The sequence below is a fragment of the Enterococcus rivorum genome (assembly GCF_001742285.1).
Lineage (GTDB): Bacteria > Bacillota > Bacilli > Lactobacillales > Enterococcaceae > Enterococcus_L > Enterococcus_L rivorum.
The window spans coordinates 229,743-255,052 of the sequence record NZ_MIEK01000001.1 but is presented as its reverse complement, the minus strand read 5'-3'; the positions used below and the strand labels follow the sequence as shown (position 1 = coordinate 255,052).

Sequence of the window (25,310 nt, the reverse complement as noted above, 5' to 3'; positions counted from 1 at the left end):
TTAGTATAAGAATATATACGTATATAGAATCGTTCTAAAAATTAATTATCTCAAATAAATCACATAGAGTAAATGTTTAGTTTGAAAATGTAAGTAAAAGTAAGGTTATAAAAAATCATCTTCATATTCGTCATTTGAAAAGTAATCATTTTTTTCTAAAATTGACATATCATTTGCACGAATAGCACGAAATCCTGTAGCATAGTCCTCAAATCTTTTTTCAATTTGCGTTTCAGCTCTCTTTAATTCATCCTTTATTTTTGAATCAAATATAAGCTCAATTAGTTCTATTTTTTCTTCTCTTGTAATGTCTAGCTTTCCTTTTAGAATTATATCTAGTTTTTCATCTTCGATCCCATCAGCAACCCTCTTTTTAAAATCAACTTTATCATAAATCAATCCAGCTATATCTAAGCCTTCTAAATGACGATAGTAGACACCATTTTTGTCCATGTAGTCTAAATATTTTGCGATTTGTAATTTTCTTTTTGTGTTTTCATCATCGTCAATTATTTTTTCTAAAGATAAACCTAGAGCAGTTGCAATTGCTTCCATGACTACTGAATTAGGAACAGTATTTCTGTTTTCGTAATTTTGAATCGTTTTTGCTGATACACCTACAATTTGAGCTAATTTTTTTTGAGACATATTCAACTCTAGTCTTTTATTTCGCATATTTTTACTAAAGTTATTAAATATAGAGGTGTAATTAATATAGCTATCTGACATTTTTTCAACTTCTTTCTATTGAGGAAATATTTTTCCGTTAATTATTGACAGGGGAATAAAATTGCTCTGATATATAGCTAGAGGAAATAAATTTCTCTTCTAAAGTATTATACTAAATTAATTTCTCTTTGGAAAGAGAAAGAGGGTAAGAGGTGAGAAAATGTATGAAGCAGAAGAAGTTGTTTCATTGGTTGAAGGATTGAATAGTGTATCAACCTTTCATAGATGGCGGAAGTTGGCAGAAGAATTGTGCCATGTTTCGTTCAAACGAAAAACAAAGCAAGTTGGGGCGACAAGCTACACAAAAATCTATCAGTTTTCAGAAGCAGATATAGAAAAATTTCGTCAAGTTTCTGTTCTTCGAAATCGAGGACATCCAGTTAAAGAAGCGATTCTTTCTGTATTCAAGGAAGAAAAAAAGCAGATATCTATAGAAGAACAGCACAAACAGCTCTTTGACAAGTTAATAGAAGCGATTCAGACGTTAGATGGAGAAAGGCAAAAACAAACAAAATCTATCCAGTCGCTTGAACGACAATGGCACCTGATGGTGCAGAGAGTGAATAAGCTAGAACAGCGGATTGAAGCAGTTGAAACAGGCAAAATGGATAAACCATTTAAACGAAAGAATTCTTGACAGCTTTCCCGTTACACCGAGGGCGAGCCTCAAGGCATAGCCCGACGGATGGAGCGTAGGAAAGATGGCAAGAGGGAGCTTCGCTTGCGAAGCGGAGACACAGTGTTCTCTAATAGCACTGTGTAAACCACCTGTAACTAGTGTGAAACCCTTGCTGTAAAAGGCTTTGTATCTACAAAATGCCTGCACGATTTTGGCGCAAAATGGAGGTGGAAGAGACGAGAAGCAGAGAATTTGTGACTGCTAAAATTGACTGGCTCCAGATAGTCTTTCACGGTTGGGAAATCGAGGAAGTGTTAACCACTGCCTTACAAATTGACCTTGCTTGCTTTCTGATTGAGAATGGACGAGTGAAACACAAACCCTATGACATTTGTTACACATACGGTTCTATTAAAGTCTTTACGGAGGAAACACCCAAGACAGGAAATTTGGAATGTTACTTAGTATTGAGTGGAGAAGGCTGTACCGTCTATGAGCGCTTATTGCAGGCAATGGGTCTTACTTGGCGTAATTTTTTTCAGCGGTTATTTCGCTACTTTGACGGTTTCTTTGAAGTGAAACGATTGGATGTTGCCTTAGATGATCGCAATGAACAACCCTATTTTACAGTGAAACAATTAATCGCCAAGACAGAGAAAAAACAGTTCTATTCTCGAAATCGTAAACCTGATGTTTTCCAAAGTACAGCAATAGGGAATAAAAAAAGCTTTACGCTCTATATTGGTAGGAGAAAATCAGATGTGATGTTTCGTATTTATGATAAGGATTTAGAAACAGCCAAGCAAAAACATTGTGCTGTAGAAGAAATAGGGTCATGGAAACGGCTTGAAATTGAGTTGAAAAGGCAAGTCGCTCATTCTATGGCAAAAGTAATCGCCTTTGACGAACGATCGTTAGAAGAGCTGATACGAGGTGTGGTAAAAGACGAGCTAACATTTTACACAGATGATACATGGGAGAAGGTTTGGCGACCATGGGAACGTTACTTAGGCAACATTCAGCCTCTTCACCTTTCACGGGTGTATGAAGTTACTGGTTTGACTAACACACAAGACTGGTTGATTCATGGTGGTGGATTAGCAGGAATCAAAGCGTTTCGATTTTTAGCAGAATATGAAGCATTAGGACATTTGGAGCAACTGGATAACTTAGTAGCAGAAACAAAGTATACCCGTTCTTTAGCGAAAAAAATCGCTGACCATTTGATAGATATTGGGCGAGAGGAATTAATAGAACTCGTCTATGACCAAACAAAAAAAGAGAACTTAGAAAAAAAGTCCAACGAGACCTCTTCCTAAGCTCCACTTAAGACTCGACACTTTAAGTATAGCACAGGAAGGGTAATCAATGGAAGGAAGATAGGAGAATTTAATTGATTACTATTACAAAAGAGGAATTGATTCAACTGGGATTTGGCACCAGTCAATCACAAACAATTATTCGATTAGCCAAGAATTATATGGTACAAGAAGGTTTTGATTATTACAAAAGTCGCCGGTTAGGGCGGGTACCCGTTCATGCAGTAGAACATATTTTAGGTATCACTTTGGAAATTTCAAAAGAGGTAGCTGTCCATGGCGAATGTGTATAAAGATAAGAAAAAGGGAACCTACTATTATGTCGCTAGCCTTGGATTTGATGACGTGACAGGGAAGAGAATTCAAAAATTGAAACGTGGGTTTAATACACGGAAAGAAGCTGTACAAGCCTATAACGAGTTGATGAACGACTATGGAAAAATGGCATTTAAAACCAATAGTACCATGAGCTATGGTGAATACTTTGAAAGTATTTTTCTACCATGGTATCAAGGTAGAGTAAAAGAACGGACATATCAGAATCGTTTATCCTCTATGCAGATACACTTTAAGCCGTTTTACAAAAAGAAAGTGTCAGCAATTACACCGATACTCATACAAAAGTGGCAGAATGAGCTAATGAAAATAATGAGTAATGCCTATGTGAGGAATATCTATGGCTTGTTCTCCATGAGTTTGGAACGAGCATACAAATTGGGGATGATTCCTCAGAACCCTGCAAAAACAGTGGGAAATGTGAAAAAAGTAAAAGCGGCCGTTGATTTTTGGACAAAAGCGGAATTTGAACAGATACTTTCTACGTTTGATCGCAACGATTATTATGAACATTTTTCGTTTATGGTGTTGTGGCTGTTTTTTATGACGGGTATGCGTTTTGGAGAAGCCCAAGCGCTACAATGGGAAACTGATATTCAGTTTGATGAAAAAACACTGTCTATTAGTAAATCAATGTTCTACAAAAATGCAAAAGAATTTTATGTTGTAGAAACAAAAACACGAGCAAGTAAGCGCCTTGTGGCACTGGATGACACAACGATTTCTTATTTAAGAGAATGGCAGGCTATCCAACAAAAGAATATACAAGGAACAACCTACGTTCTTTCGTATAATGGACTACCAACCAATAAACATACGGTACGACACATTATCCACCGTCATGCGGAATTGGCAGGGATTCACCCGATACGTATTCACGGATTACGGCATTCTCATGCGTCACTACTGATTTCAATGGGAGAAAATCCTTTAATCATCAAAGATCGTTTAGGGCATGAGGATATTAAAACAACATTAGGCACCTATGGACATTTATACCCAAATATGAATCGGGAAGTTGCGACAAAACTAACCCATGTCTTAGTCTGGAAACAAAATAAAGAAATAGAAGAAAAGAAAAAGCCTTTCAGGGCAACCAATATATCAAGAAAGAGGGAATGGAACATGGCAGAATGGAAAATGAAAGATTTTGATTTAGTCGGACAATTGGGAAGAGAATTACTTTTGGTGGAGGTATCACCTAAACCAAAATATGAAAAAAATGAAGTGACGGGAAAAAATGAGCGTACAGGAGAAATTGATGGTTACACGTATGAGCTTCTCATGAAAGACAAAAAATACAAGAGTATTCGGGTATCTGTCTCAAGTTCAGAACCAATTATCACTCAGAGTGAGCTAGACAAGGCAGGAGAAACTTTTGTAACGTTAGAAGGGGTCAACTGTAACCCTTACGTACAAAATGGATTTATCGCTCTTTCCTTTAAAGCGGAAGGAATCAGTATTAAGAAAAAACAACCTGCATAATCAGATGAGGGGGTATTCCAGTAAGGAGTATCTCTTTTTAGTTCAAACTCAATCTAACCAATAGCACTTGATTTTTCATAAAGAAATGGTTTGTATTTCTTTATGAAAAATCGAGTTTAGCAAACGGAAGTGCGGTAGAAATCAGTTGACGTAATTTAGCTCGTTAAGTAAGATAAATATATTAGTACTAAGACTGAGGGGGCTATGAATTTATGAAGTTGTTGGAAATTAAACCATTATTGTTGGATATGAGAAAAAATGAGGTTACAAAAGAAAAGTTTCGTTTTACGTATAATGGAGTTACATTTGAAGTTATTTTTTTTATTGATAGTACACCATTTGAATTATTATTTGGAGTCGTAGATAAAAATTATAGTTTTGTGTTGAAGCTACGAGCAGGATTTCAATTAGAGTCACTTCCTGATGAGGTATTTTATAAGTTATGCACCATACTTAATCTGAAACCAAGTAAAGAAGGTCTGACTTCTTATAAATTTTTGCAGTATTTTGCACAGAAAATCCCTTCTAAATACAGTAAATCTAATGTTCAACCACATGAAATTGCCCAGTATAAAAAAATTGATGTACCTGAGTCAGATAAAATATATTTTTGTGGATGGCAAACTTATAATACTAGAAAGGCACAAAATTTCGAAAAAACTAAACAATATTTGGGAGAATCAACTTATGAATTTTGTAAAAAACATAATATAAGCTCTTGTTGGACAAACGTACCTGAAAAAAGAAAGGACTATTTTTCCCCTCAAGAATATGTAAGTAAATGATATAGATTATTTTGAAATAAAATAAACTGTTATCAAATTGTTATCACAGACAAAAGAAAAGCCTTGGAAATCCCTATAAATAAGAGTTTCCAAAGCTTTTTATCTTATTCCCACTCCACAGTTGCAGGTGGTTTACTTGTAATATCATAAACAATCCGATTCACATGAGCGACTTCGTTGACAATTCTCACAGAAATTTTCTGTAAGACATCCCATGGGATTCTGGCAAAGTCAGCAGTCATACCATCAATTGAAGTGACTGCGCGAATGCCGACAGTATAGTCGTACGTACGACCATCGCCCATAACACCCACACTACGAATTCCCGGTAAAACGGTGAAATATTGCCAAACGTCACGGTCTAGGCCAGCATTAACGATTTCTTCACGTAAGATGGCATCTGATTCGCGAACGATTTCTAATTTTTCAGCAGTTATTTCGCCAAGCACACGAATGCCCAAACCTGGTCCAGGGAACGGTTGGCGCCAAACGATGCTGTCAGGCATACCTAGCTGTGTTCCTAAGGCACGAACTTCATCTTTAAATAAAGTGTTTAAAGGTTCGATTAGTTCAAATTGCATATCTTCTGGTAATCCACCAACGTTATGATGGGATTTAATCGTTTGAGCCGTTTCTGTCCCACTTTCGATGACATCAGTATATAACGTTCCTTGTGCAAGGAAGTCAATCCCCTTAAGCTTTGTTGCTTCATCATCAAAGACATAAACGAATTCATTACCGATGATTTTGCGTTTTACTTCTGGATCAGAAACGCCAGCTAATTTATTTAAGAAGCGGTCTTGAGCATCAACACGGATAATGTTTAGACCGAATTTACCGCCTAACATTTCCATTACTTGATCGCCTTCATTTTTACGCAATAAACCGTGATCGACAAAGATACAGGTTAATTGATCCCCGATTGCTTTTTGTAGTAAAACGCCAACAACGCTGGAATCTACTCCGCCTGATAAAGCAAGTAAGACTTTTTTGTCGCCTACTTTTTCGCGAACTTTTGCAACTTCCATGTCAATGAAATTATCCATTGTCCAGTTTCCTTCACAATGACAAATATCAAAGGCAAAATGACGTAACAATAGGTTTCCGTATTCAGAATGATTCACTTCTGGATGGAATTGAACGCCAAAGAATTGACGAGTTTCATCTTGGATAGAAGCGATAGGGCAGTCTTTGCTTGTGGCAACTTTTTCAAAACCTGTTGGAATAGCAGTAACTAAATCACCGTGACTCATCCAAACGGTTTGCTTAGTAGGTGTTTCTTTGAATAAAGGAGATCCAGCGTTTAGTAGGTCTAACTCTGCTTTTCCGTATTCGCGGTTATCGGCAGGTTCTACTTTTCCACCTAAATTGTACGTCATAAGTTGCATACCGTAGCAAATACCTAGAATCGGAATTCCTAATTCATAGATCTCTGGGTCAATGCGGAAGGCATTATCATCGTAGACACTGTTAGGTCCACCTGAAAAGATGATTCCTTTTGGGTTCATTTTACGAATTTCTTCGGCTGTTGTTCTGTGGCTTAGTAGTTCTGAAAAAACACCAAACTCACGGATACGGCGTGTAATCAATTGATTGTATTGACTACCGAAGTCTAAAACAATAATTTTTTCGACAGTTGTCAAATCGGCAACGTTGGTCACGTGTATTACCCCTATTCATTTAGATTTATCTTAAATTGCTATATATAGTAAAACTATAGCAATTTAGAAATTATAATTGATTGTAGCAAAAAAACTTTTTAAGCGCGAAAAATTCGTCTACTTTTTTGTTCTAATATTTACGTAGGAAAATTTCATCAATAATATGATTGTCTGTCTTATGAAGAATCAAGTCCGCCCGTTCGCGGGTTGGTAAAATATATTCTTCCAAGTTTTTTAGGTTGATGGTTTTCCAGACATTTTTAGCCATAGTAAAGGCTTCTTCTCTGTCACCAATAGCATATTGATAGTAATAGTTATCAGGCTCTAAGAAAGCCGTATCCAACAAGGCGCCAAAACGATCTAAGTACCATTTTCTGATAAGTTCTGACTCTGCATCCACAAAGACAGAAAAGTCAAAAAAGTCGCTGATATAAATCTGTTGGTTTGCAGGCAGTTGCAAAGTATTGATACCTTCAACAATCAGGATATCTGGCTGTTGAATAATCTCGTATTCATTTTCAATAATGTCGTAGACACTGTGAGAATATAAAGGAGCTTTGATTTCTTCTTGGCCGCTTTTGACTTCATTTAGAAACGTGATTAAGCGTTCCATGTCGTAACTTTCCGGAAATCCTTTGCGATCCATAAGGCCTTTTTCTTCCAAAACTTTATTTGGGTATAAGAAGCCATCGGTTGTAATTAATTGTACATTTCTTCGTTTGAATGTGCGAGCAAGAATTGTTTGTAATAACCGAGCAGTGGTACTTTTCCCAACGGCTACACTTCCAGCAATTCCGATAATAAACGGGGGGACTGGCACATATTCATGCAAAAACAAGCCTTTACTTACTGTTAGCGATTCAAATTCTTTCATGTATAAATGAATCAAGTGAGTAAGGGGAACATAAATATCCTGTACATCCTTTAAAGAAATCTGGTCATTAAACCCTTTAATGCTTTCTAATTCAGCTTCAGTTAGTGGTGCTTTGCCATCACGATAGAAGCCTTGCCATTCTTCACGAGAAATACGATAAAAATTCATTTTGTTGTCCATCGATTCCTCCACAAAAACCAACATTTAAACTCTTGTACATTTTAACATAATTTCCTTCTATCCACACCTGAAATTGTAAAAAGAATCATTGGGTACAGCAAAAAACATCAAATAATGATATGATAAAAACAAATAAATAGGAATAGGAAAAATGAGCATGAAAAAAATTGTTTTGTTTGGTGATAGTATTACAGCTGGCTATTTCAAAGAAGCCGTTTCTCCTGTATTAATAAATTTGATCAAGGAAAGGCTTTATCGGCTTGATCTAGAAGATGTGACATTAGTGAATGCGGGTATGCCAGGAGATACGACTGAAGATGGCTTAAAACGTTTAGAAAAAGAAGTCCTACAGGAAAAACCAGATATTGTGGTGATCTTTTTTGGAGCAAATGATTGTTCTGTCGATCGTCCAGTTTCCGTGACTCAATATGGAGAAAACTTGGAAAAAATGATTCGAGAAATTGGTCGGGAAAAAGTGGTCTTAATTACGGCTCCCTATGTTGCATCGGGAAGAAGGCCTGAACGTCCTAAAGAAAAAGTTGCTCAAATTGTTCTTAAAGGAAAAGAAGTGGCAAAAAACCAGCAAATACCGCTGATCGATTTGTATCAGACAATGACGGCCTATCCTGAAACAGAAACGCTTTTACAGGTAGATGGCTTGCACTTTTCTCAGTTAGGGTATGATTTACTGGCGGACTTGATTGTGAAGGAAATAAAAGGTAGACTGGTGAAAAAACAAGGTTAGGAAGAAGAAGATTATGGCAAATCATTATTATACAGAAAATCCAGAGCTGGCTCATCATTTGGAGCAATGGGCTTTTGAATTAAGAGGAAAAACATTTCAATTTGTGACCGATAGTGGGGTCTTTTCAAAGAAAACGGTGGATTATGGTTCAAGAGTATTGATTGATACCTTTGAGTGGGAGCAACTGCCAGAGGGAAAAATTTTAGATGTGGGTTGTGGCTATGGACCAATTGGGTTGACGTTAGCTTCAATTACAGGACGAACAGTGGAAATGATTGATGTGAATACTCGCGCGGTAGCATTAGCAAAAGAAAATGCGGTTCGTAATCGAATTGAAACCGTGGATGTCCATGCATCAAATATCTATGAATCTGTTCATGAAGAAAAATATGCAGCAATTGTCAGTAATCCGCCAATTCGGGCAGGGAAAAAAGTCGTTCACGAAATTTTAAGTGAAGCTCATCCGTTACTTGAAGTTGGAGGGACGTTAACAGTCGTGATTCAAAAGAAACAAGGCGCACCAAGTGCTGAGAAAAAGATGGAAGATGTTTTCGGCAATGTGGAGCTAGTCAAAAAAGACAAAGGTTATTATATTTTGAAAAGTGTTAAAGAAGAAGTGGAATAGTTGTTTAAGCTAAAAGTGATTAGTCTTGAGAAATAATCAGACCTTCAAGAACGTTATTCTTTAGCTTGTATCGCTTGATGAGAGGGAGGAAAAGTGCAGAGGCTGCTTTGCTCTTGCTACTTATTCGAATTTAGAGACCGAAACAAAACTGATTTTTAGTTTTGTCTGGGTCTCTTTTTCGTATTTACAGTAGCAATTCTATTAATTTCTATTTTAACTGTAGGTTCAATCAATCCTGTAAGTACAAATAGCGTGGCAATGAGTTTTGAATGACCTCAAATGCAGCGACTTTTCACGAACCATTTGCCAACAGGCTGTTTCAGTAATGTAGCGAGTGATTTTGACTAGATCGTTAGCAGTTACTTTTTAGTTTTCTGATTTTATAGCGATTTTTGAATTTTGGTAACTTGCCATAATGGCTGCCTTCTCATTTTTATGATGAGGATAGCATGGAGGAATCACTTTCATAGAGTATCTTTTCTACATTCTATAAATATCTATATTTTTTATAAGAACATCTATAATTTGTTTATTCTTATTTTAGTTTGAGAAGGCTACAATTCAAATGTAGAGATTTTAGGAAAGGAGTTGAGTAAATGAAACGAAAATCAAAAAGCGCCAAATTTTGGGAGAATGTGTGGCGCTATAAAGCACTGATTATTATGGCGATTCCGGCGATGGTCTGGATGATTTTTTTCTTTTACATTCCAGTGTTGACAAACGTTGTGGCTTTTAAAGATTTTCATATTTCTTCAGATGGGTTTCTTGCTAGTTTGAAGGCAAGTCCATGGGTGGGGTTGGAAAACTTCAAGTTTTTATTTTCATCCAATGATGCGTTCTTGATTACTAAAAATACAGTGTTGTACAACGTGACATTTATTACATTAAATCTCATCATTTCTGTCTTTTTTGCAATTGTAATGAGCGAGTTACGGAATAAGCGTTTGGTAAAAGTTTATCAAACAATGTCTTTATTGCCTTACTTTTTATCTTGGGTTATTATCGGGTATTTTGTGTATGCATTTTTAAGTCCAGATAAAGGCATTTTCAATCAATGGATTACAAGCAATGGAGGAACACCAATTAATTGGTATAGTGAGCCGAAATTTTGGCCATTTATTTTAGTATTCATTGGAACTTGGAAAGGAATCGGCTACAATAGCATTATTTACTTTGCTTCCGTTATGGGGATTGACCCAACGTATTATGAGGCGGCAATGGTGGATGGTGCCAGTAAGTGGCAGCAGATTAAAAATATAACAATCCCTCAATTATTACCATTGATGACGATTTTAACGATTTTGGCAGTGGGAAATATTTTTAGAGCAGACTTTGGTTTATTCTATAATGTACCTAGAAATTCTGGGTCCTTATATCAGGTAACTTCTGTCCTAGATACGTATATCTATAATGGTTTGACCTCAACAGGAGATCTGGGGATGACCGCAGCTGCTGGTTTATATCAATCCACAGTTGGGTTTGTCTTATTAATGATTACCAATGGTCTTGTCCGCCGATTCGATAATGAATCAGCCTTATTCTAAGAAGGGGTGAAAATGTTGAGGAAAAAAACAGTTTCAAAAGTAGAAATTCGTTCGTTTAATAAACCTATCAATGTATTTTTTAATTTCTTAATCGCTATTTTTGCTCTTTCTTGTATTTTGCCGTTTCTATTTGTTGTGGCAATTTCTTTAACTAATGAAACAGCATTAGCAACTTATGGCTATAGCTTTTGGCCAAAAGAGTTTAGTTTCTTTGGCTATACCTATTTATTCGATCAAATGAATCAAAAAATCTTTCAAGCGCTGTTTGTAACAGTGGTTGTGACAGTCGTAGGTACGTTGATTAACAGTACGGCAACATCATTGTATGCGTATGTTATCTCACGGTCGAATTTTCCCTTCCGTCGTTTTTTTACTGTGTTTTGTTTGATTACAATGCTATTTTCTCCAGGAATGGTTGCTAATTATATTGTGATGACGAATTTACTGCAGTTAAAGGATACAATTTGGGCCTTGATTTTACCAATGGCCGTCAGTCCATTTAATATTATTGTCATGCGAACCTTCTTTAAGCGTTCTGTTTCAGATTCTATTATCGAGTCTGCTAGAATTGATGGAGCCTCTGAGTTACGGATTTTCCTTCAGATTGTGTTGCCGTTGGCAGTTCCCGGAATTGCGACGATTAGTTTATTCGCAGCTTTAGGCTATTGGAATGATTGGTTTAACGCGTTACTATATATTCAAAAAGATAGCTTAGTACCACTACAATATTTATTGATGAAAATTCAGAATAATATTCAATATCTTACCCAAAATGCAGGTGCCAGCAGTCAACTGGCCGGTGGTATGGCATCTATCCCAGGGGAGTCAGCTCGAATGGCAATTGTCGTCATTTCAACTTTACCAATTGCGATTAGTTATCCATTTTTCCAAAAATACTTTGTCAAAGGGTTAACAATTGGTGGGGTGAAAGAATAAAATATATTTAACTGTTATCTAACGTTCAGGTTAGTTTTTTGAAAAAAAGTTAAAACAAGGTTAAAGAACCTTCTTAGCTTTTAAGTTATCTAGTTTTTTGAATCAGCATCTCGAAAAAAGATAAAAGATATTTGTGACAAAAAGCATCACACTCAACTTTTTCTATTTTTCGTCGATGTTGCTCAGTTCATTCAGCTTTTATCTATCCAGCTTTGCAGGTCAACCTTTCGGAAAAAAGCTGAAACTTAGTATGAGGCAAAGGACGCCTCAGTTATGTTTTCTTGCTTTTTAACAAAGTTAAATGACCTACTCAGCTTTTAAGTTATCTAGCTTCATGAACCAGTATCTCGTAAAAAAGATAAAAGTTGTTTGTGACAGAAAGCGTCACACCCAACTTTTCCTATTTTTCGTCGATACTACCGAGTTCATTCAGCTTTTAAAATTAGGAGGTATTCAAATGAAAATCTGGAAAAAAGTGTTCAGTATTAGTGCTACGGTTGTTCTTTTAGGTGCTTTAACAGCTTGTGGTGGTAGCAGTGGCAGTAGTAAGAATGCAGATGAGAAGACATTATTAATGTATCAAATTGGTGATAAGCCGGAGAATTATGATGACTTGATGGAAATTGCTAATAAGAAGATTGAAGAAAAAACAGGTGTAAAGTTAAATATTCAGTATATTGGCTGGGGAGACTATCAAAAGAAAATGAGTGTCATTGTTTCTTCAGGTGAAAATTATGATATTGCGTTTGCTGATAATTATGTGCCGAATGCACAAAAAGGAGCCTTTGCTGATTTAACTGATTTAGCACCAAAATATGCCAAAGATGCCTATGATCAGTTAGATGAAGCATACATCAAAGGGAATTTAGTTGATGGTAAATTGTATGCGTTTCCGGTGAATGGAAATGTTTATTCCCAACAAGTGCTAACATTTAACAAGCAATATCTAGATAAATATAATCTATCAATTGATGACATTGAGTCTTATCAGGATGCTGAGACTGTCCTAAAAACGTTTCATGAAAAAAGCCCAAACACCGCTGCCTTTGCGATTGGGCAAGGGTTTAAAGTGCAAGGAGATTTCGATTTTCCTATTGGGAATAATTATCCGTTTGCAGTGGATTTAAATGGAGATTCGACAAAAATTATCAATCAATATGAAAATGAAGACTTTATGGATTCACTAAAAATCATGCACAAATGGTATCAAGCAGGATACATTCCATCTGATGCAGCAACAAGTAATACAGAGTATCCACTTGAAGGAAATACTTGGTTCATTCGTCAAGAAACACAAGGTCCTTACGATTATGGTGATACAATTTTAAGTAATGCTGCTGGGCAAGAATTGGTTTCTAAAGCATTTACCATTCCCTTGAAGTCAACCGCTCAAGCCCAAATGGCAAACTTCGTCGTTTCAAATACGTCTAAAAATAAAGAAAAATCTGTAGAAGTATTAGGACAAATTAATAGTAATCCTGAATTGTTAAATGGTTTAGTTTGGGGGATTGAAGGCGAAGCCTGGGAGAAAATTGAAGGGAAGGACGATAAAATCAAATTACTTGATGGCTACAAACCCAATACCCATTTCTCTGCTTGGAATACAGGAAACAATAAAATATTGTACACACAAGACAGCATTACCGATGATATGATTAAAGAACGTGATAAAACAATTGCTGAAGCGGAAACCTCACCTATTCTAGGGTTTAACTTTGTGACATCTAGTGTAAAAACAGAATTAAGTAACATCGCAAATGTCATGAATCAATATCTAGATGGCTTAAACACAGGAACAGTTGATCCAGAAGAAACAGTACCAAAACTAAAAGAAGCACTAAAAGGTGCGGGCTATGATAAAGTGTTAACAGAAATGCAAAAACAATATGATCTGTTTTTGGAAAAATAAACAACAATAAAAAAGGTCAGACAGAAGTGATTATTTTATAATAACGACTTCTGTTTCGCCATTTATTCAGATTTTTTGAGACGTGGCGAAAACAGATATTCGTTTTCGCTATGTTTTCTATTTGGATTTCCAGCAAGAGTTATTTATGATGTTAATGAGGGATAGAGAAAGGAAGAGACAAATGGTTGGAAAAGCTTTGGAAACGTTATTCATAAAAATCTGGGTGATTGTAAAGCTGAATTTATTTTTCTGGTTGTTTAGCTGTTGTGGGTTAGTAGTCGTTGGGGTTGGCCCTGCTCTAAAAACAATCAATGATTTGTTTGTTCGTCATGAGTTCGATTATAAGGAGATTACACTAAAAGAAGGCTGGGAGCGGTTTAAGCAGAACTTTATTCGAGGAAATATTCTTTTTTACGGCGTTATCTTGTTACTAGGTCTTTTGGCGTACAATCTGTTTTTGTCGGTTCAAATCCAAGGACTGCTTTTTTTAGTGGTTGATTTTCTCTTAGTATTTGCCATGATTTATGGACTGGTTACCTTTCAATATGCGTTATTATTGGACAGCTTTTATGAAATCGGGTTAAAAAATTTATTGAAACTAGCATTTATTTCAACGTTATCTAATTTTACTAATCTATTAAAAATTGCAATCGGTATAGCGGTTCTTTTGTTTGTCACTTGGAAGTTTAAAGGTCTAATTTTATTTGGAACGTTTTCGATGATGCAACTTTGGAGCTTTACTGCAACAAAATCATGGCGGGAAACAATCGATGAGCGGTTGGGGTTACATGCGTAAAACGAAGCCTTCTTCTTTAAACGAAAAAACTTTGCTGAATCGATTGTTGAAAAATTATGCGCTAATTTTAGTCGTGGTGATTTTGTTTGGTATGTTTAGCATTGGTATAAATACTTTGTGGCAGTCAATGGGAAGAGGGCAAATTACGGTACAGGAAGCAGTTGATATGATTAGTCGTTCAATTAATGATAAAAACATGCAGGGAAAAACCATGTTGAATAATTTGACCGATAATCAAGAGAAAATCAATAGCTTGAATCGCTATATGGACTTGCCAATCTCTAATTATTTAAACTATTCTTACGACCAACAATTGGCATCAGGAAATTATTTGTTTTTGCCAGGACAAGTGCGAAATTTCTATACAATGTACGATAATATTGAGTCTATTGCGATAGTGCTAAATAATTATGATGGGTATTACCTATCAACCTTGTCTAATAAAGGTGGGATCAAAAAAAGTGGCTCACCACAGTTGAATAATAAATTTTATTTGGCTTATCCGATTACCAATCAAGTTACCCTTGAAGTTTTGGGAAGTTTTTATGTTGAATTTTCTAAAAAAGATATGTTGGATAGCCTGGCTAATTTGACTTCTTTCGGGGGACTATCGGCCTATGTTTTTTCAAATACAGCTTATCAACTATTAGTTTATTCAGAAAGTCCAAAACAAAATGATTTACAGTTGATTCAACAAGAAATGAAAAAGAATTCCCAATTACCTATTCAAACACTGAAAGAAAAGAATCAGTTGGAGTATCTTCAAACGACGAGTGGGTTTGATATTTTAGTGACCATCTCAAAAGAGAAAATTTTTAAACATGTATTCTGGGATTTGCGTATCTTAATAGTAGGGGGAATTGTCTTAATTTTACTATTGTTATATTTATTGTATCGGACATTTACCAAATATTCTCACCAAGTTGATATTATTATGGATTCAATGGCACGGGTCTCACAAGGAGATTTAAACACGCGAATCGATGAAAAAACCACTCAATTTGAATTAAGAGAGTTGTCTAAAGGAATCAATACGATGCTGGATAATAGTGAACAGTATATTGCAGATATTTATAAACTAGAAATCAAGCAACAGGATGCACACATGAGAGCACTACAGTCGCAAATTAGCCCCCATTTTCTTTATAATACACTAGAGTATATTCGGATGTATGCGCTGAGTGAAGGGAGTGAGGAGTTGGCTGATGTGGTCTACGCATTTTCGACGTTATTACGGAACAATACGGATCAGGCCAAAACAACGACATTGGCCAAAGAGTTAAATTTTTGTGAGAAATACGTATACTTATATCAAATGCGTTATCCGGATCGCGTTGCCTATCACTTTGAAATCGACGATGTACTGAAAGATTTAACACTTCCAAAATTCGCCATTCAGCCTTTAATTGAGAATTATTTTGTTCATGGGATTGACTTTTCTAGAAATGATAATGCAATTAGCGTTAAAGCTCAATTGATTGATGAGCAAGTGGAAATTATGATTCGTGACAATGGAAAAGGCATCTCAACGCAAAAACTAGCATTGATTCGAACGAAATTAAGCAACACTCAAATTGAACTACATGACTCGATTGGTCTACAAAATGTCAACGAACGGTTGCGTGCTTTTTTTGGCCCTACTTTTTTGATGAACATTAATCCGAATGAGGGGAAGGGTGTTTCAATTACACTGTCGTTTAAAAAGGAGCAAAAAAATGAATTATAATGTCTTGTTAGTTGATGATGAATATATGATTGTAAATGGCTTGAAAAAAATTATTTCTTGGGAAGAAGAAGGGTTCACGATTAAAGGAACAGCTAGGAATGCCAAAGAAGCGCTATCGGTCATGGAAATAGAAGCAATTGATTTAGTGATTACAGACATTACAATGCCGGAAATGACTGGTTTAGAATTTGTTGAAGCTGCGCAAAAAGACGCCAATCAATTTGAATTTATGATTCTTTCTGGCTATCAAAAATTTGATTACTTAAAAGGCGGACTACAACTTGGGGCAATCAATTATTTGATGAAACCCGTTGACAAACAAGAGCTGTTAAAGAGTGTCCGAAAAGCCAAAAAGCGTTTGGATAGTCGTAGTCAACAAGAAACCAGAGATGGTTTGTACAGCGATATTTTATTGGCGCAATGGGTTAATGGAGAGATTGATAAAGATAACTATGAAGAATTAAACCAGTTGATAAATACCTCGGAAAAAGCTGAATGGACAGTTCTGATGATTGAAGTTACCCGAGAAGAAAAGGCACAGGCAATACAATGGCTGGAAGAGCAGCAACAAACGCTCTTTTTTACTCGAAATTTAGGGGATAAAAGTTTGGTTGTGCATATTTTTAAAGGGGGGAAATATCAGTTAAACCAATTGTTATCAAGTAATCAGTTCCAATCTAGTGAAGATAAGAATTGGCTAGTAAGTATCGGGGAAACAGTAAATGATTGGGAAGACGTTCCAGATAGCTTCGAGAAGGCGAATCAAACATTGCAGCGCTATAAATTTTATGAAAGTAGTGGCAGTAAGGTACTGTATTCGGTTTTTTCAGATGATTTTGATTTATCTGCAGACATTATTAATTTTAATAAAACGTTGATGGTAGGCGATTTTACGACAATCGAAGCTACAATTGCAGAGATCTTTGCAAAAACACAGAAAATTGGTGCACGCCCTGAAGATGTTCGGCATATTACGTTTATGCTATTTATGGATATTTATCGACGTTTTAATCACTTAGATGAAAGCGAGTATCAGCAAATTTTAGATGACATCAACCACTCGTCAAATGCAGATAAATTACAAGGGATTTTAACGACTACGATTAAGCAAATCACGAAAGAAAAGTTATCTTATGACTATTCAGAGAATGTACAAAATGTGATTAATAAAATTCGTTCTGACTATGCCAGTGAACTAACCTTAAAAAGTGTAGCACAATCACTGCATTTAAATGTGATGTACTTAGGACAGCTTTTTAAAAAGGAAACCAAAAAGAGTTTTTCTCAATATTTGAATCAATACCGAATGAAAAAAGCGCAGAATTTACTATTGTATTCAGATGATAATGTGAATGAAATTGCGGATAAAATTGGGTTTAACAATAGCACGTATTTTTCTCAGATTTTCAAAAAAATGAATGACTTAACACCCAAAGAATTCCGTGAAAAATATCAGAATCAATATCATTCTGTGGGAGAAGATAAGTAGAAATAGCTAGAAGAGGATGGGACGAAACTAAAAATCAGTTTTGTTTCATCCTCTTAATCCGAATAAACGGTGGTCCAAAGTCTGAGGCTTCGGAAATTTCCCGAAAATCACTCAACAAATAAAGCATATTGTGCGCTTTTCGATCCAATTTCTCGCCCCAAAACGACTTCTGTCTTACCTTCTTTTAGTTTCTCTAATTGCAACTAAATGGCAGTTGTTCTAGCGTATATTCTCTTGGTCGCGGGACGATACCTAATGAAAAATCAATGGTTCCTCCAGACGTTAACTCATCATGGGTGAAGAACAATTTTTCGTAAATCGAATCATTATATGTTATATGGTCGACAAATTGCTGTTGTTCTTGATTTGGCTTTGCTGTGATAGTTAGTTTTTCACCACTTGAGAGATGGATGACTGCTTTGTCAAATAGCGGTATCCCAACAACATATTCACCAGAACCAGGGCAAACGGGATATAGTCCTAATGAACTAAAAATAAACCAGCCAGCCATGCTACCATTGTCTTCATCACCGGGGTAGCCAGTAGGACTATCATTGAATACTTGGGTCATCAATTGTTTTAACAAAGGCTGGGCAAATTCAGGTTTACCGATATAATTAAACATGTAAGGAAAATGGAAACTTGGTTGATTAGAAATCGCCAGTTGACCGAATTCAGTAGCAGCCATCTCGCTCATTTCATGAATCTCAAAACCATAGCCCGTAACATCAAATGTTGGGGCTTGATTGCAAAGTTCAATCAGTTTTTCTTGAAACGTTTCTTTTCCGCCATAAGCTTGAATTAATCCCGCAAAATCATGGTACACTGCAAAACTACTTTGCCACGCACTACACTCCGCATAATCCTCTCCCCATTGGTGACAATTAAATGGTTCTTTAAAAGTCCCATCGGATAGTTTTGCCCGCATAAATCCAGTAGTCGGATCAAAAATATTAAGGTAGTTCTTCGCTTGCGTTTGATAATGGTTGGCGACATCTGCTTTACCCAATGTTTTTGCTACCTGACTAATACAAAAATCGCTGTAAGTGTAATCTAAAGTGTGATTGACGGATTCGTGATAACTGGCTGGGACGTAGCCGTAAGTTAAATAGTCCTTAGTTCCTTGCCGACCATAATTAGGATTAGAGCTTTGAATAGTCGCACCTTTTATCATAGCTTTTAATAATTCAGGCATTAAATCAGGCCGAATATTTTTCACCGCAGCATCAGCAATTACGGCATCAATCAATGTTCCAGGCATCAAACCACGTTCATCAGGTGATAACCATTTCGGTAAATAGCCACTTTCCCGATAATTATTCAAAAAGCCTTCCAGCATCTCTGCATATTTTTCTTCAGCGATTAAAGAATATAGCGGATAAACTGTTTTGTAAGTGTCCCAAAAACCATTATTGGTATAAAGATAACCGGGTTTGACTTCTTTTGCCAAGGTATCATAGTGGATAATTTTCCCGTCTGTATCTTGTTCATAAAAAGTTTGAGGGAATAAAAAGGCTCGGTACAAATTATGATAAAAAGTTGAACGTCGTGCGTTGTTTTTATCATGGATTTCGATTTTGCTTAAATAGTTTTGCCACTGTTGTTCTGAGTTACTTAAATAATCTTTTGGTGCCCATTCAATTTCACGAGCCAAGTTCAATTTTGCTTGTTTGTCGCTAATGAAAGAAGTACCGAATTGAATGACTTGTTCTGAAATATCACCAAAAGAAACTGTCAGACATTTATTTGCCCCGATTTTCTCCCCAAAGCTTTCTGTTGCCAGTGGTTGTTGGAAATGTAAAGTGAAAAAGAAAGAAAAATTAGGATCTTCACAGCCAGAAAAATTGATAATCTTTCCAGAGATTGTGTGAGGGTCTTCAATCCTTAATTCGTATTTTCCAGGCAGTGAAAGCATTAATCCAGCAGCTCTTTGTGTGTAGTCAATAGTAAGCACGCCGCCATACATACTAGGGATCATTTGAGTGGTTAATTGGTAACGTTGTTCGGTAATTTTTAAGTAGCTAGGATTAAAAACGCTTTCACTTGGTCGATAAGAAGATTGTGCCTGGAATAAGGTTTCTTCTTTTAATTCTCCATTAAATGGCAATACTACTAAGTGACTAAAATCGCCCATCCATGGGCTAGGCTGATGCGTTAAACGAAAGCCTTGAAAAATACGATCTTCAGGATGAAACCACCAACTACCATTATCGCCGTTGGTTTGAGGAGCGAAGTAGTTCATTCCAAAAGGAACGCCTGTGTAAGGTAAACAATTACCGTTTGAAAAGGAATACTGGTTATTGGTACCGTGTCTTGTATCAATAAGATTAAGAAGCATTTAATCGTTCTCCTTTGTTGAATTTCGGATAATTAGTTGAACTGAAATTTGTTGATCTGTTGGTACGATTTGCTTTTCAATCCAGTTAATCAAAAGTTCACCTGCTAGCTTACCCATGCCTTCAAAGTCTTGAGCAATGGTTGTGAGTGCTGGATTAACTAGGGCAGCCGCTTGAATGTTATCAAAGCCAATTACAGACAGTTGAGTTGGTATATCAACGTTGACTTGTTTTGCTTGGTTCATTAAAGAAATACCGACTAAATCATTTTCACAAACAACGCCAGTAATGTGCTGTTCATTAAGGTAAGTAAGAACATCATTGGTCAAAAAAGCTTGCTTATCAGTTATTGCCGTGTGGAAGGCAAGCTTATGCTCGTTGGTTGCATGAAGGTAACCTAAATAACGCTGACGGACGGACTGAGGCAATGTTGATTCACCAAAAATATAAGCAATTCGCTGGTGACCTTGAGCAATCAATTGTTTAGTAGCCATCTCACCACCAGAAAAATTGTCAGATTGAACGGTTGGATAAGGGAGGTCGTGAATTTTTTTATCTAAAATAATGACCGGAAACTGAGCAATCGATAACTCAAATAACGTATCTAAAAAATCCTCTGTATTATGCGCATAGTAAATCATTCCGTCAAAATCTTCGATAATATCCGCAGCCTGCTTATTAATTAAAAATTCTGCAGAAGACATGATTACTTCATACTGATGAGCGCTGGTTACAGGAGCTAGACCTTCGTTAAAATTTCCAAGTGAAAGGTCGTTCACGAAAGGAATTAAAAATAAAATTCGGGAAACTTTTTTCTGTTGCTTTTTTTTCGTTTGAACATAGCTCCCCTTGCCTTGAATTCGATAGATGAGTCCTTGACTTTCTAGTTCTGTTAACGCTCGTTTTGATGTAATTCGGCTAACGCCGTATGTTTGGGATAACTCTTTTTCTGTCGGCAGTTGTGCGTGTTCAGGCAACTGTCCATTTCGCATCGCTTGTAATAGGTCATCCATAATTTTTTGGTATAGTGGTTTTGACATAATTAGTCTCCTAAATGTGAAATGATATATCATTGATGTGAGTGTATCATAAAATTTAAAAGAGCTCAACCTAAATGTAAATCAATGTATATTAAAAAAATAGTAGACAAAAAGCTTTCGTTAGCATATACTTGCATCGTGAAATGATATATCAAATTTAGGAGGTTCATATGACTAACAATAATATACCAAGCTCAGTGAAAGAATTTATGAATAAAGTGACACAATTATGCGGTGAAGAACACGCTGATTGGGCAGAAAATTTTCGTGCAGCCTTTGCAAATACTTTAACAACAACTGTTCGTAAACAATCAGATGGGACAACTTTTTTACTAACAGGAGATATTCCGGCGATGTGGCTAAGAGATTCAACTGCACAGGTGCGTCCCTACTTAGTGCTTGCTAAAGAAGATGATGAATTAGCAGATATGATTGCAGGCTTGGTTCAACGTCAGTTTTTCTATATCAACATTGATCCATACGCCAATGCTTTTAATGAAACAGCCAATCATGCTGGTCATCAAAGCGATCATACAACCATGAATCCGTGGATTTGGGAACGAAAATATGAAATTGATTCCTTGTGCTATCCAGTTCAATTGGCTTATCTATTGTTTAAAAATACTAGTTATACAAAGCAATTTGACGACAGCTTTGTTGCTGGTGTCACAAAAATTCTAGAGGTATTTACTACTGAGCAAAATCATGCTACTTCTCCATATACGTTTGAACGCGATACGACTCGCTTAGAAGATACATTGCCGAACAATGGGTACGGCTCTCCGGTGAAGCCAACGGGAATGATCTGGTCTGGTTTTCGTCCAAGTGATGATGCTTGTCGTTATGGTTACTTAGTTCCTTCGAATATGTTTGCGGTAGTCATTTTAGGGTATATTGCAGAGATTTTTACCGAAATTTTGCCGGATGCTCAAATAGTTGAAACCGCTATCGCGTTAAAAAAGAAAATTGAACAAGGCATTCAAGAATATGGTCAAACAGTAAATCAACGGGGAGAGAAAGTTTACGCTTATGAAGTGGATGGTTTAGGCAACGCTAGTATTATGGATGACAGTAATATTCCTAACTTACTTTCAGCACCGTATTTAGGCTATGTTTCTGAATATGATTCTGTCTATCAAGCGACGAGAAAAACAATTCTAAGTAGAGAAAATCCTTATTTTTACGAAGGAGAATATGCGAAAGGCATCGGTAGTTCCCATACACCTGAAAATTATGTTTGGCCGATTGCTTTAGCAATGGAAGGTATGACAACGGAGAATAAAGCTGAAAAAGAACGTATTTTAAATACTTTGGTTGCAAACGATGGGGGGACTCATTTAATGCACGAAGGTTTTGATGTAAATGATCCGAATCAATACACTCGTGAGTGGTTTTCATGGGCGAATATGATGTTTTGTGAACTAGTGATGGACTATTTTGATCTGCGAGTAGCACGTTAATAGAAAACGTTTGGAGGAAAAAACATGAAGAAAAAAGTTTATATCATTTCTCACTCACATTGGGATCGGGAATGGTACATGCCATATGAACAGCATCACATGCGATTAGTTGAATTAATGGATGATTTACTAGATCTTTTTGAAACAGATTCAGATTTTAAAAGTTTCCATTTAGATGGGCAGACGATTATTTTAGATGATTATTTAGAAGTTCGTCCAGAGCGTAGAGCAGATGTTCAAAAAGCAATCTCAGAAGGGAGGCTTCGAATTGGTCCTTTTTATATCCTGCAAGACGATTTCTTGATTAGTTCAGAAGCCAACGTTCGCAACATGTTGCTTGGTAAAAAAGACTGTGAAAAATGGGGTGCTTCAGTTAAATTGGGCTATTTTCCAGATACTTTTGGCAACATGGGGCAAGCACCGCAAATGATGTTGCAGGCTGGGTTAGATGTGGCGGCGTTCGGAAGGGGCGTTAAACCAGTCGGTTTTAATAACGAAGTGCTTGACGACGAAAATTATACCTCTCAGTTTTCGGAAATGTGGTGGCAAGGGCCTGACGGTAGTGAAATTTTAGGCCTCCTTTTTGCTAACTGGTACAGCAACGGAAATGAAATTCCAACAGAAAAAGAGGAAGCAATCGCTTTTTGGACTCAAAAATTAGCGGATGCAGAAAAATTTGCTTCGACGAATCATTTATTGATGCTGAATGGTGTCGATCATCAACCGGTTCAAAAAGATGTGGGGCAAGCGATTGCCTTAGCCAAACAGTTATTCCCAGAGTATGAATTTATTCATTCAAATTTTGACGATTATCTAAAAGCAGTTCGTCAAGAGTTACCAGAAAAAGTTGGAACAGTACACGGGGAATTAACAAGCCAAGAAACCGATGGCTGGTTTACGCTGGCAAATACAGCTTCGGCAAGAGTCTATTTGAAACAATGGAATACTAAAGTGCAGCGTCAACTAGAAAATATTACTGAACCTTTAGCGGCGATGGCTTATGATTTAACACAAGAGTATCCACATGACCAAATCGATTACGCTTGGAAATTATTGCTGCAAAATCATCCACACGATAGTATTTGCGGTTGTTCCGTTGACGAAGTTCATCGAGAAATGATGACAAGGTTTGAAAAGGCTCATGAAGTTGGGAAATTCTTAGCAGAAGAATCCTTAACAACAGTGGTTGATGCAATCAACACCACTCACTTTTCCGATGCGAGTTATCCCTTTGTGGTCTTCAATACGTCTGGCTACCAAAAAACTGATTGTCTAACGGTTACCGTTGAAATTGGTCGGAAAGATTTCAAAGAGGGGCTTCCTCATGAAATGTGGCAAAAACTGAATGAGGAGACCACGCCGGATTTTGAGGTTATTGATAGTCGGGGACAAAAAATAGCAGCAATCATTTCAGCACCAAACGTTCGTTTTGGCTATGATCTACCAAAAAATCGTTTCAGGGTTCCATATATGGCTAAATATGTAGACGTCACGCTTCAGGTAAGGGAATTACCAGCCTTTTCATGGGCAACATTTGCTTTGAAGGAAATACAGGTACCAACAGAAAAAAGTACGTCTATGATTACCTTTAATGGAACGTACCAATTAGAAAATGGTCTTTTACGCGTTACGGTAAAAAGTGATGGTACTTTGGATGTGCTGCATAAAAAGACGAATCGGATCTACAAAGAATTATTAACGATTGAAGATACAGGTGACATTGCGAATGAGTATATCTTTAAGCAACCTGAAGGAGCAAACCCCATTTTATCAAGTGGCCATCAAGCAGATTTTTCCATCCTAATGGATGAATCATTTAAAGCGCAGCTGAAAATTGTCCAACGGTTAATGATTCCGGAAGCAGCAACTGATTTATTAGCACAAGAACAAATAGCGGTTGTTGATTTCCGTTACCGTAAAGCTGGCAGATCAACGAAACGAAAAGAAATGACAGTTGAAACGATCGTTACGATGGAGAAAGACTCTTCTCGCTTAAGCTTTGAAACAACAATTGATAATCAATGTAAAGATCACCGGGTACGGATGCTATTTCCGACTGACCTTGAAACAAAAACACATGAAGCCGATAGTATCTACGAGGTAGTAAAACGTCCGAATCAAGTTAGTAAAAGCTGGGAAAACCCGACAAACCCGCAGCATCAACACGCCTTTGTCAATGTTCACGAAGAAAGTGCTGGGGTCACTGTTTCAAATTATGGTTTAAATGAATACGAAATTTTAGCTGAGAATAATACGATTGCCCTGACTTTATTTAGAGCTGTGGGGGAACTAGGAGATTGGGGCTATTTTCCAACGCCGGAAGCGCAATGTTTAGGGGTTCATCAGTTTGAATATGGTATTGACTTCCATGGAGTTGCAAAAGAACGCTATGCAACTTATCAAAAAGCTTATGCTGCACAAATTCCGTTTAGTGTGAAACAAACAAGCAAGCACAGTGGAGCGCTACAGCCAGAAGCTAGCTATCTAACGGTTCGAGGTGAAACCTTAGCGATAACCGCGATGAAAAATAGTCAAGATAACGACTTATTAGTCATTCGTGGATTCAATATGGGGGCTAGCTCAGCTGAAGTTTTGATAAAAGAAGCGAACAATGGCTCACCGCACGTATTAAATTTACTGGAAGAAAAACAATTAGGGGCAGTTTCAAATGAACTAGGTGCATATGAGATTCGTACAATCGGTTTTGACCGATAGA

Annotated in this window: 20 protein-coding genes; 15 read left to right on the top strand and 5 right to left on the bottom strand. The window is 36.7% G+C overall.

What is annotated here, in order from left to right; translation table 11 throughout:
* Positions 1-105: 105 nt before the first annotated feature.
* Positions 106-729: a helix-turn-helix domain-containing protein gene (locus tag BCR26_RS01195; RefSeq protein WP_069697121.1), complete on the bottom strand. Its 624-nt coding sequence runs from the start codon at positions 727-729 to the stop codon at positions 106-108.
* 160 nt (positions 730-889) lie between these two features.
* Between BCR26_RS01195 and BCR26_RS01190 the strand changes: the two genes are divergently transcribed.
* The 5 genes from BCR26_RS01190 to BCR26_RS01165 all read left to right on the top strand — a co-directional run bounded on the left by BCR26_RS01190 (position 890) and on the right by BCR26_RS01165 (position 5,273).
* On the top strand, positions 890-1,366 hold the full coding sequence (locus BCR26_RS01190) for a hypothetical protein (RefSeq protein WP_069697120.1): 477 nt from the start codon (positions 890-892) through the stop codon (positions 1,364-1,366).
* Between the two features lie 209 nt (positions 1,367-1,575).
* A complete protein-coding gene (locus BCR26_RS01185; RefSeq protein ID WP_245676894.1) occupies positions 1,576-2,667 on the top strand; it encodes a replication initiation factor domain-containing protein in 1,092 nt (363 codons plus the stop codon).
* 74 nt (positions 2,668-2,741) lie between these two features.
* A complete protein-coding gene (locus BCR26_RS01180; protein WP_069697118.1) occupies positions 2,742-2,960 on the top strand; it encodes a DUF3173 domain-containing protein in 219 nt (72 codons plus the stop codon).
* Positions 2,944-4,488 carry a site-specific integrase gene (locus BCR26_RS01175; RefSeq protein ID WP_084386975.1) on the top strand — a complete coding sequence of 515 codons (1,545 nt, stop codon included), beginning with the start codon at positions 2,944-2,946 and terminating at the stop codon, positions 4,486-4,488. The genes BCR26_RS01180 and BCR26_RS01175 overlap by 17 nt, the downstream gene beginning before the upstream one ends.
* A 212-nt stretch (positions 4,489-4,700) precedes the next feature.
* Positions 4,701-5,273 (top strand): DUF6037 family protein, encoded by a 573-nt coding sequence (locus BCR26_RS01165; protein WP_069697116.1) that lies wholly within the window; start codon positions 4,701-4,703, stop codon positions 5,271-5,273.
* Between the two features lie 104 nt (positions 5,274-5,377).
* Here the strand turns inward: BCR26_RS01165 and guaA are convergent, their stop codons facing one another.
* Together guaA and coaA are read right to left on the bottom strand one after the other, a co-directional pair.
* Positions 5,378-6,934 (bottom strand): glutamine-hydrolyzing GMP synthase, encoded by a 1,557-nt coding sequence (guaA, locus tag BCR26_RS01160; protein ID WP_069697115.1) that lies wholly within the window; start codon positions 6,932-6,934, stop codon positions 5,378-5,380.
* A 130-nt stretch (positions 6,935-7,064) separates the two neighbouring features.
* Positions 7,065-7,988 carry a type I pantothenate kinase gene (gene coaA / locus BCR26_RS01155; RefSeq protein ID WP_069697114.1) on the bottom strand — a complete coding sequence of 308 codons (924 nt, stop codon included), beginning with the start codon at positions 7,986-7,988 and terminating at the stop codon, positions 7,065-7,067.
* A gap of 157 nt (positions 7,989-8,145) precedes the next feature.
* On the opposite strand from coaA, the gene BCR26_RS01150 reads away from it, so the two are divergent.
* The 8 genes from BCR26_RS01150 to BCR26_RS01115 all read left to right on the top strand — a co-directional run bounded on the left by BCR26_RS01150 (position 8,146) and on the right by BCR26_RS01115 (position 17,758).
* The gene (locus BCR26_RS01150; RefSeq protein ID WP_069697113.1) at positions 8,146-8,733 is read left to right on the top strand and encodes a DUF459 domain-containing protein; all 588 of its coding nucleotides are present in this window, start codon (positions 8,146-8,148) and stop codon (positions 8,731-8,733) included.
* A 13-nt stretch (positions 8,734-8,746) separates the two neighbouring features.
* Complete coding sequence (locus tag BCR26_RS01145; protein ID WP_069697112.1) at positions 8,747-9,358, top strand: class I SAM-dependent methyltransferase; 612 nt, start codon at positions 8,747-8,749, stop codon at positions 9,356-9,358.
* A 596-nt stretch (positions 9,359-9,954) separates the two neighbouring features.
* Positions 9,955-10,902, top strand: a complete 948-nt coding sequence (locus BCR26_RS01140) for an ABC transporter permease (protein WP_069697111.1) — start codon at positions 9,955-9,957, stop codon at positions 10,900-10,902.
* A 15-nt stretch (positions 10,903-10,917) separates the two neighbouring features.
* Positions 10,918-11,838, top strand: coding sequence for a carbohydrate ABC transporter permease (locus BCR26_RS01135; RefSeq protein ID WP_069697144.1), 921 nt, complete (start codon positions 10,918-10,920; stop codon positions 11,836-11,838).
* Between the two features lie 457 nt (positions 11,839-12,295).
* A complete protein-coding gene (locus BCR26_RS01130; RefSeq protein ID WP_069697110.1) occupies positions 12,296-13,747 on the top strand; it encodes an ABC transporter substrate-binding protein in 1,452 nt (483 codons plus the stop codon).
* Between the two features lie 181 nt (positions 13,748-13,928).
* Complete coding sequence (locus BCR26_RS01125) at positions 13,929-14,543, top strand: YesL family protein (RefSeq protein ID WP_069697109.1); 615 nt, start codon at positions 13,929-13,931, stop codon at positions 14,541-14,543.
* The gene (locus BCR26_RS01120; protein WP_069697108.1) at positions 14,536-16,269 is read left to right on the top strand and encodes a sensor histidine kinase; all 1,734 of its coding nucleotides are present in this window, start codon (positions 14,536-14,538) and stop codon (positions 16,267-16,269) included. Before BCR26_RS01125 ends, BCR26_RS01120 begins: the two co-directional genes overlap by 8 nt.
* A complete protein-coding gene (locus BCR26_RS01115) occupies positions 16,259-17,758 on the top strand; it encodes a response regulator transcription factor (protein ID WP_069697107.1) in 1,500 nt (499 codons plus the stop codon). The genes BCR26_RS01120 and BCR26_RS01115 overlap by 11 nt, the downstream gene beginning before the upstream one ends.
* Positions 17,759-17,951: 193 nt before the next feature.
* Here the strand turns inward: BCR26_RS01115 and BCR26_RS01110 are convergent, their stop codons facing one another.
* Both BCR26_RS01110 and BCR26_RS01105 read right to left on the bottom strand, forming a co-directional pair.
* Positions 17,952-20,096, bottom strand: a complete 2,145-nt coding sequence (locus BCR26_RS01110; protein WP_069697106.1) for a GH92 family glycosyl hydrolase — start codon at positions 20,094-20,096, stop codon at positions 17,952-17,954.
* Complete coding sequence (locus tag BCR26_RS01105; protein WP_069697105.1) at positions 20,097-21,134, bottom strand: GntR family transcriptional regulator; 1,038 nt, start codon at positions 21,132-21,134, stop codon at positions 20,097-20,099. It abuts the gene before it with no gap.
* 170 nt (positions 21,135-21,304) lie between these two features.
* Between BCR26_RS01105 and BCR26_RS01100 the strand changes: the two genes are divergently transcribed.
* Both BCR26_RS01100 and BCR26_RS01095 read left to right on the top strand, forming a co-directional pair.
* Entirely contained in the window at positions 21,305-22,594 is a 1,290-nt protein-coding gene (locus tag BCR26_RS01100; protein WP_069697104.1) for a glycoside hydrolase family 125 protein, read from the top strand.
* Positions 22,595-22,618: 24 nt separating this feature from the next.
* The gene (locus tag BCR26_RS01095) at positions 22,619-25,309 is read left to right on the top strand and encodes an alpha-mannosidase (RefSeq protein WP_069697103.1); all 2,691 of its coding nucleotides are present in this window, start codon (positions 22,619-22,621) and stop codon (positions 25,307-25,309) included.
* Position 25,310 lies beyond the last annotated feature (1 nt).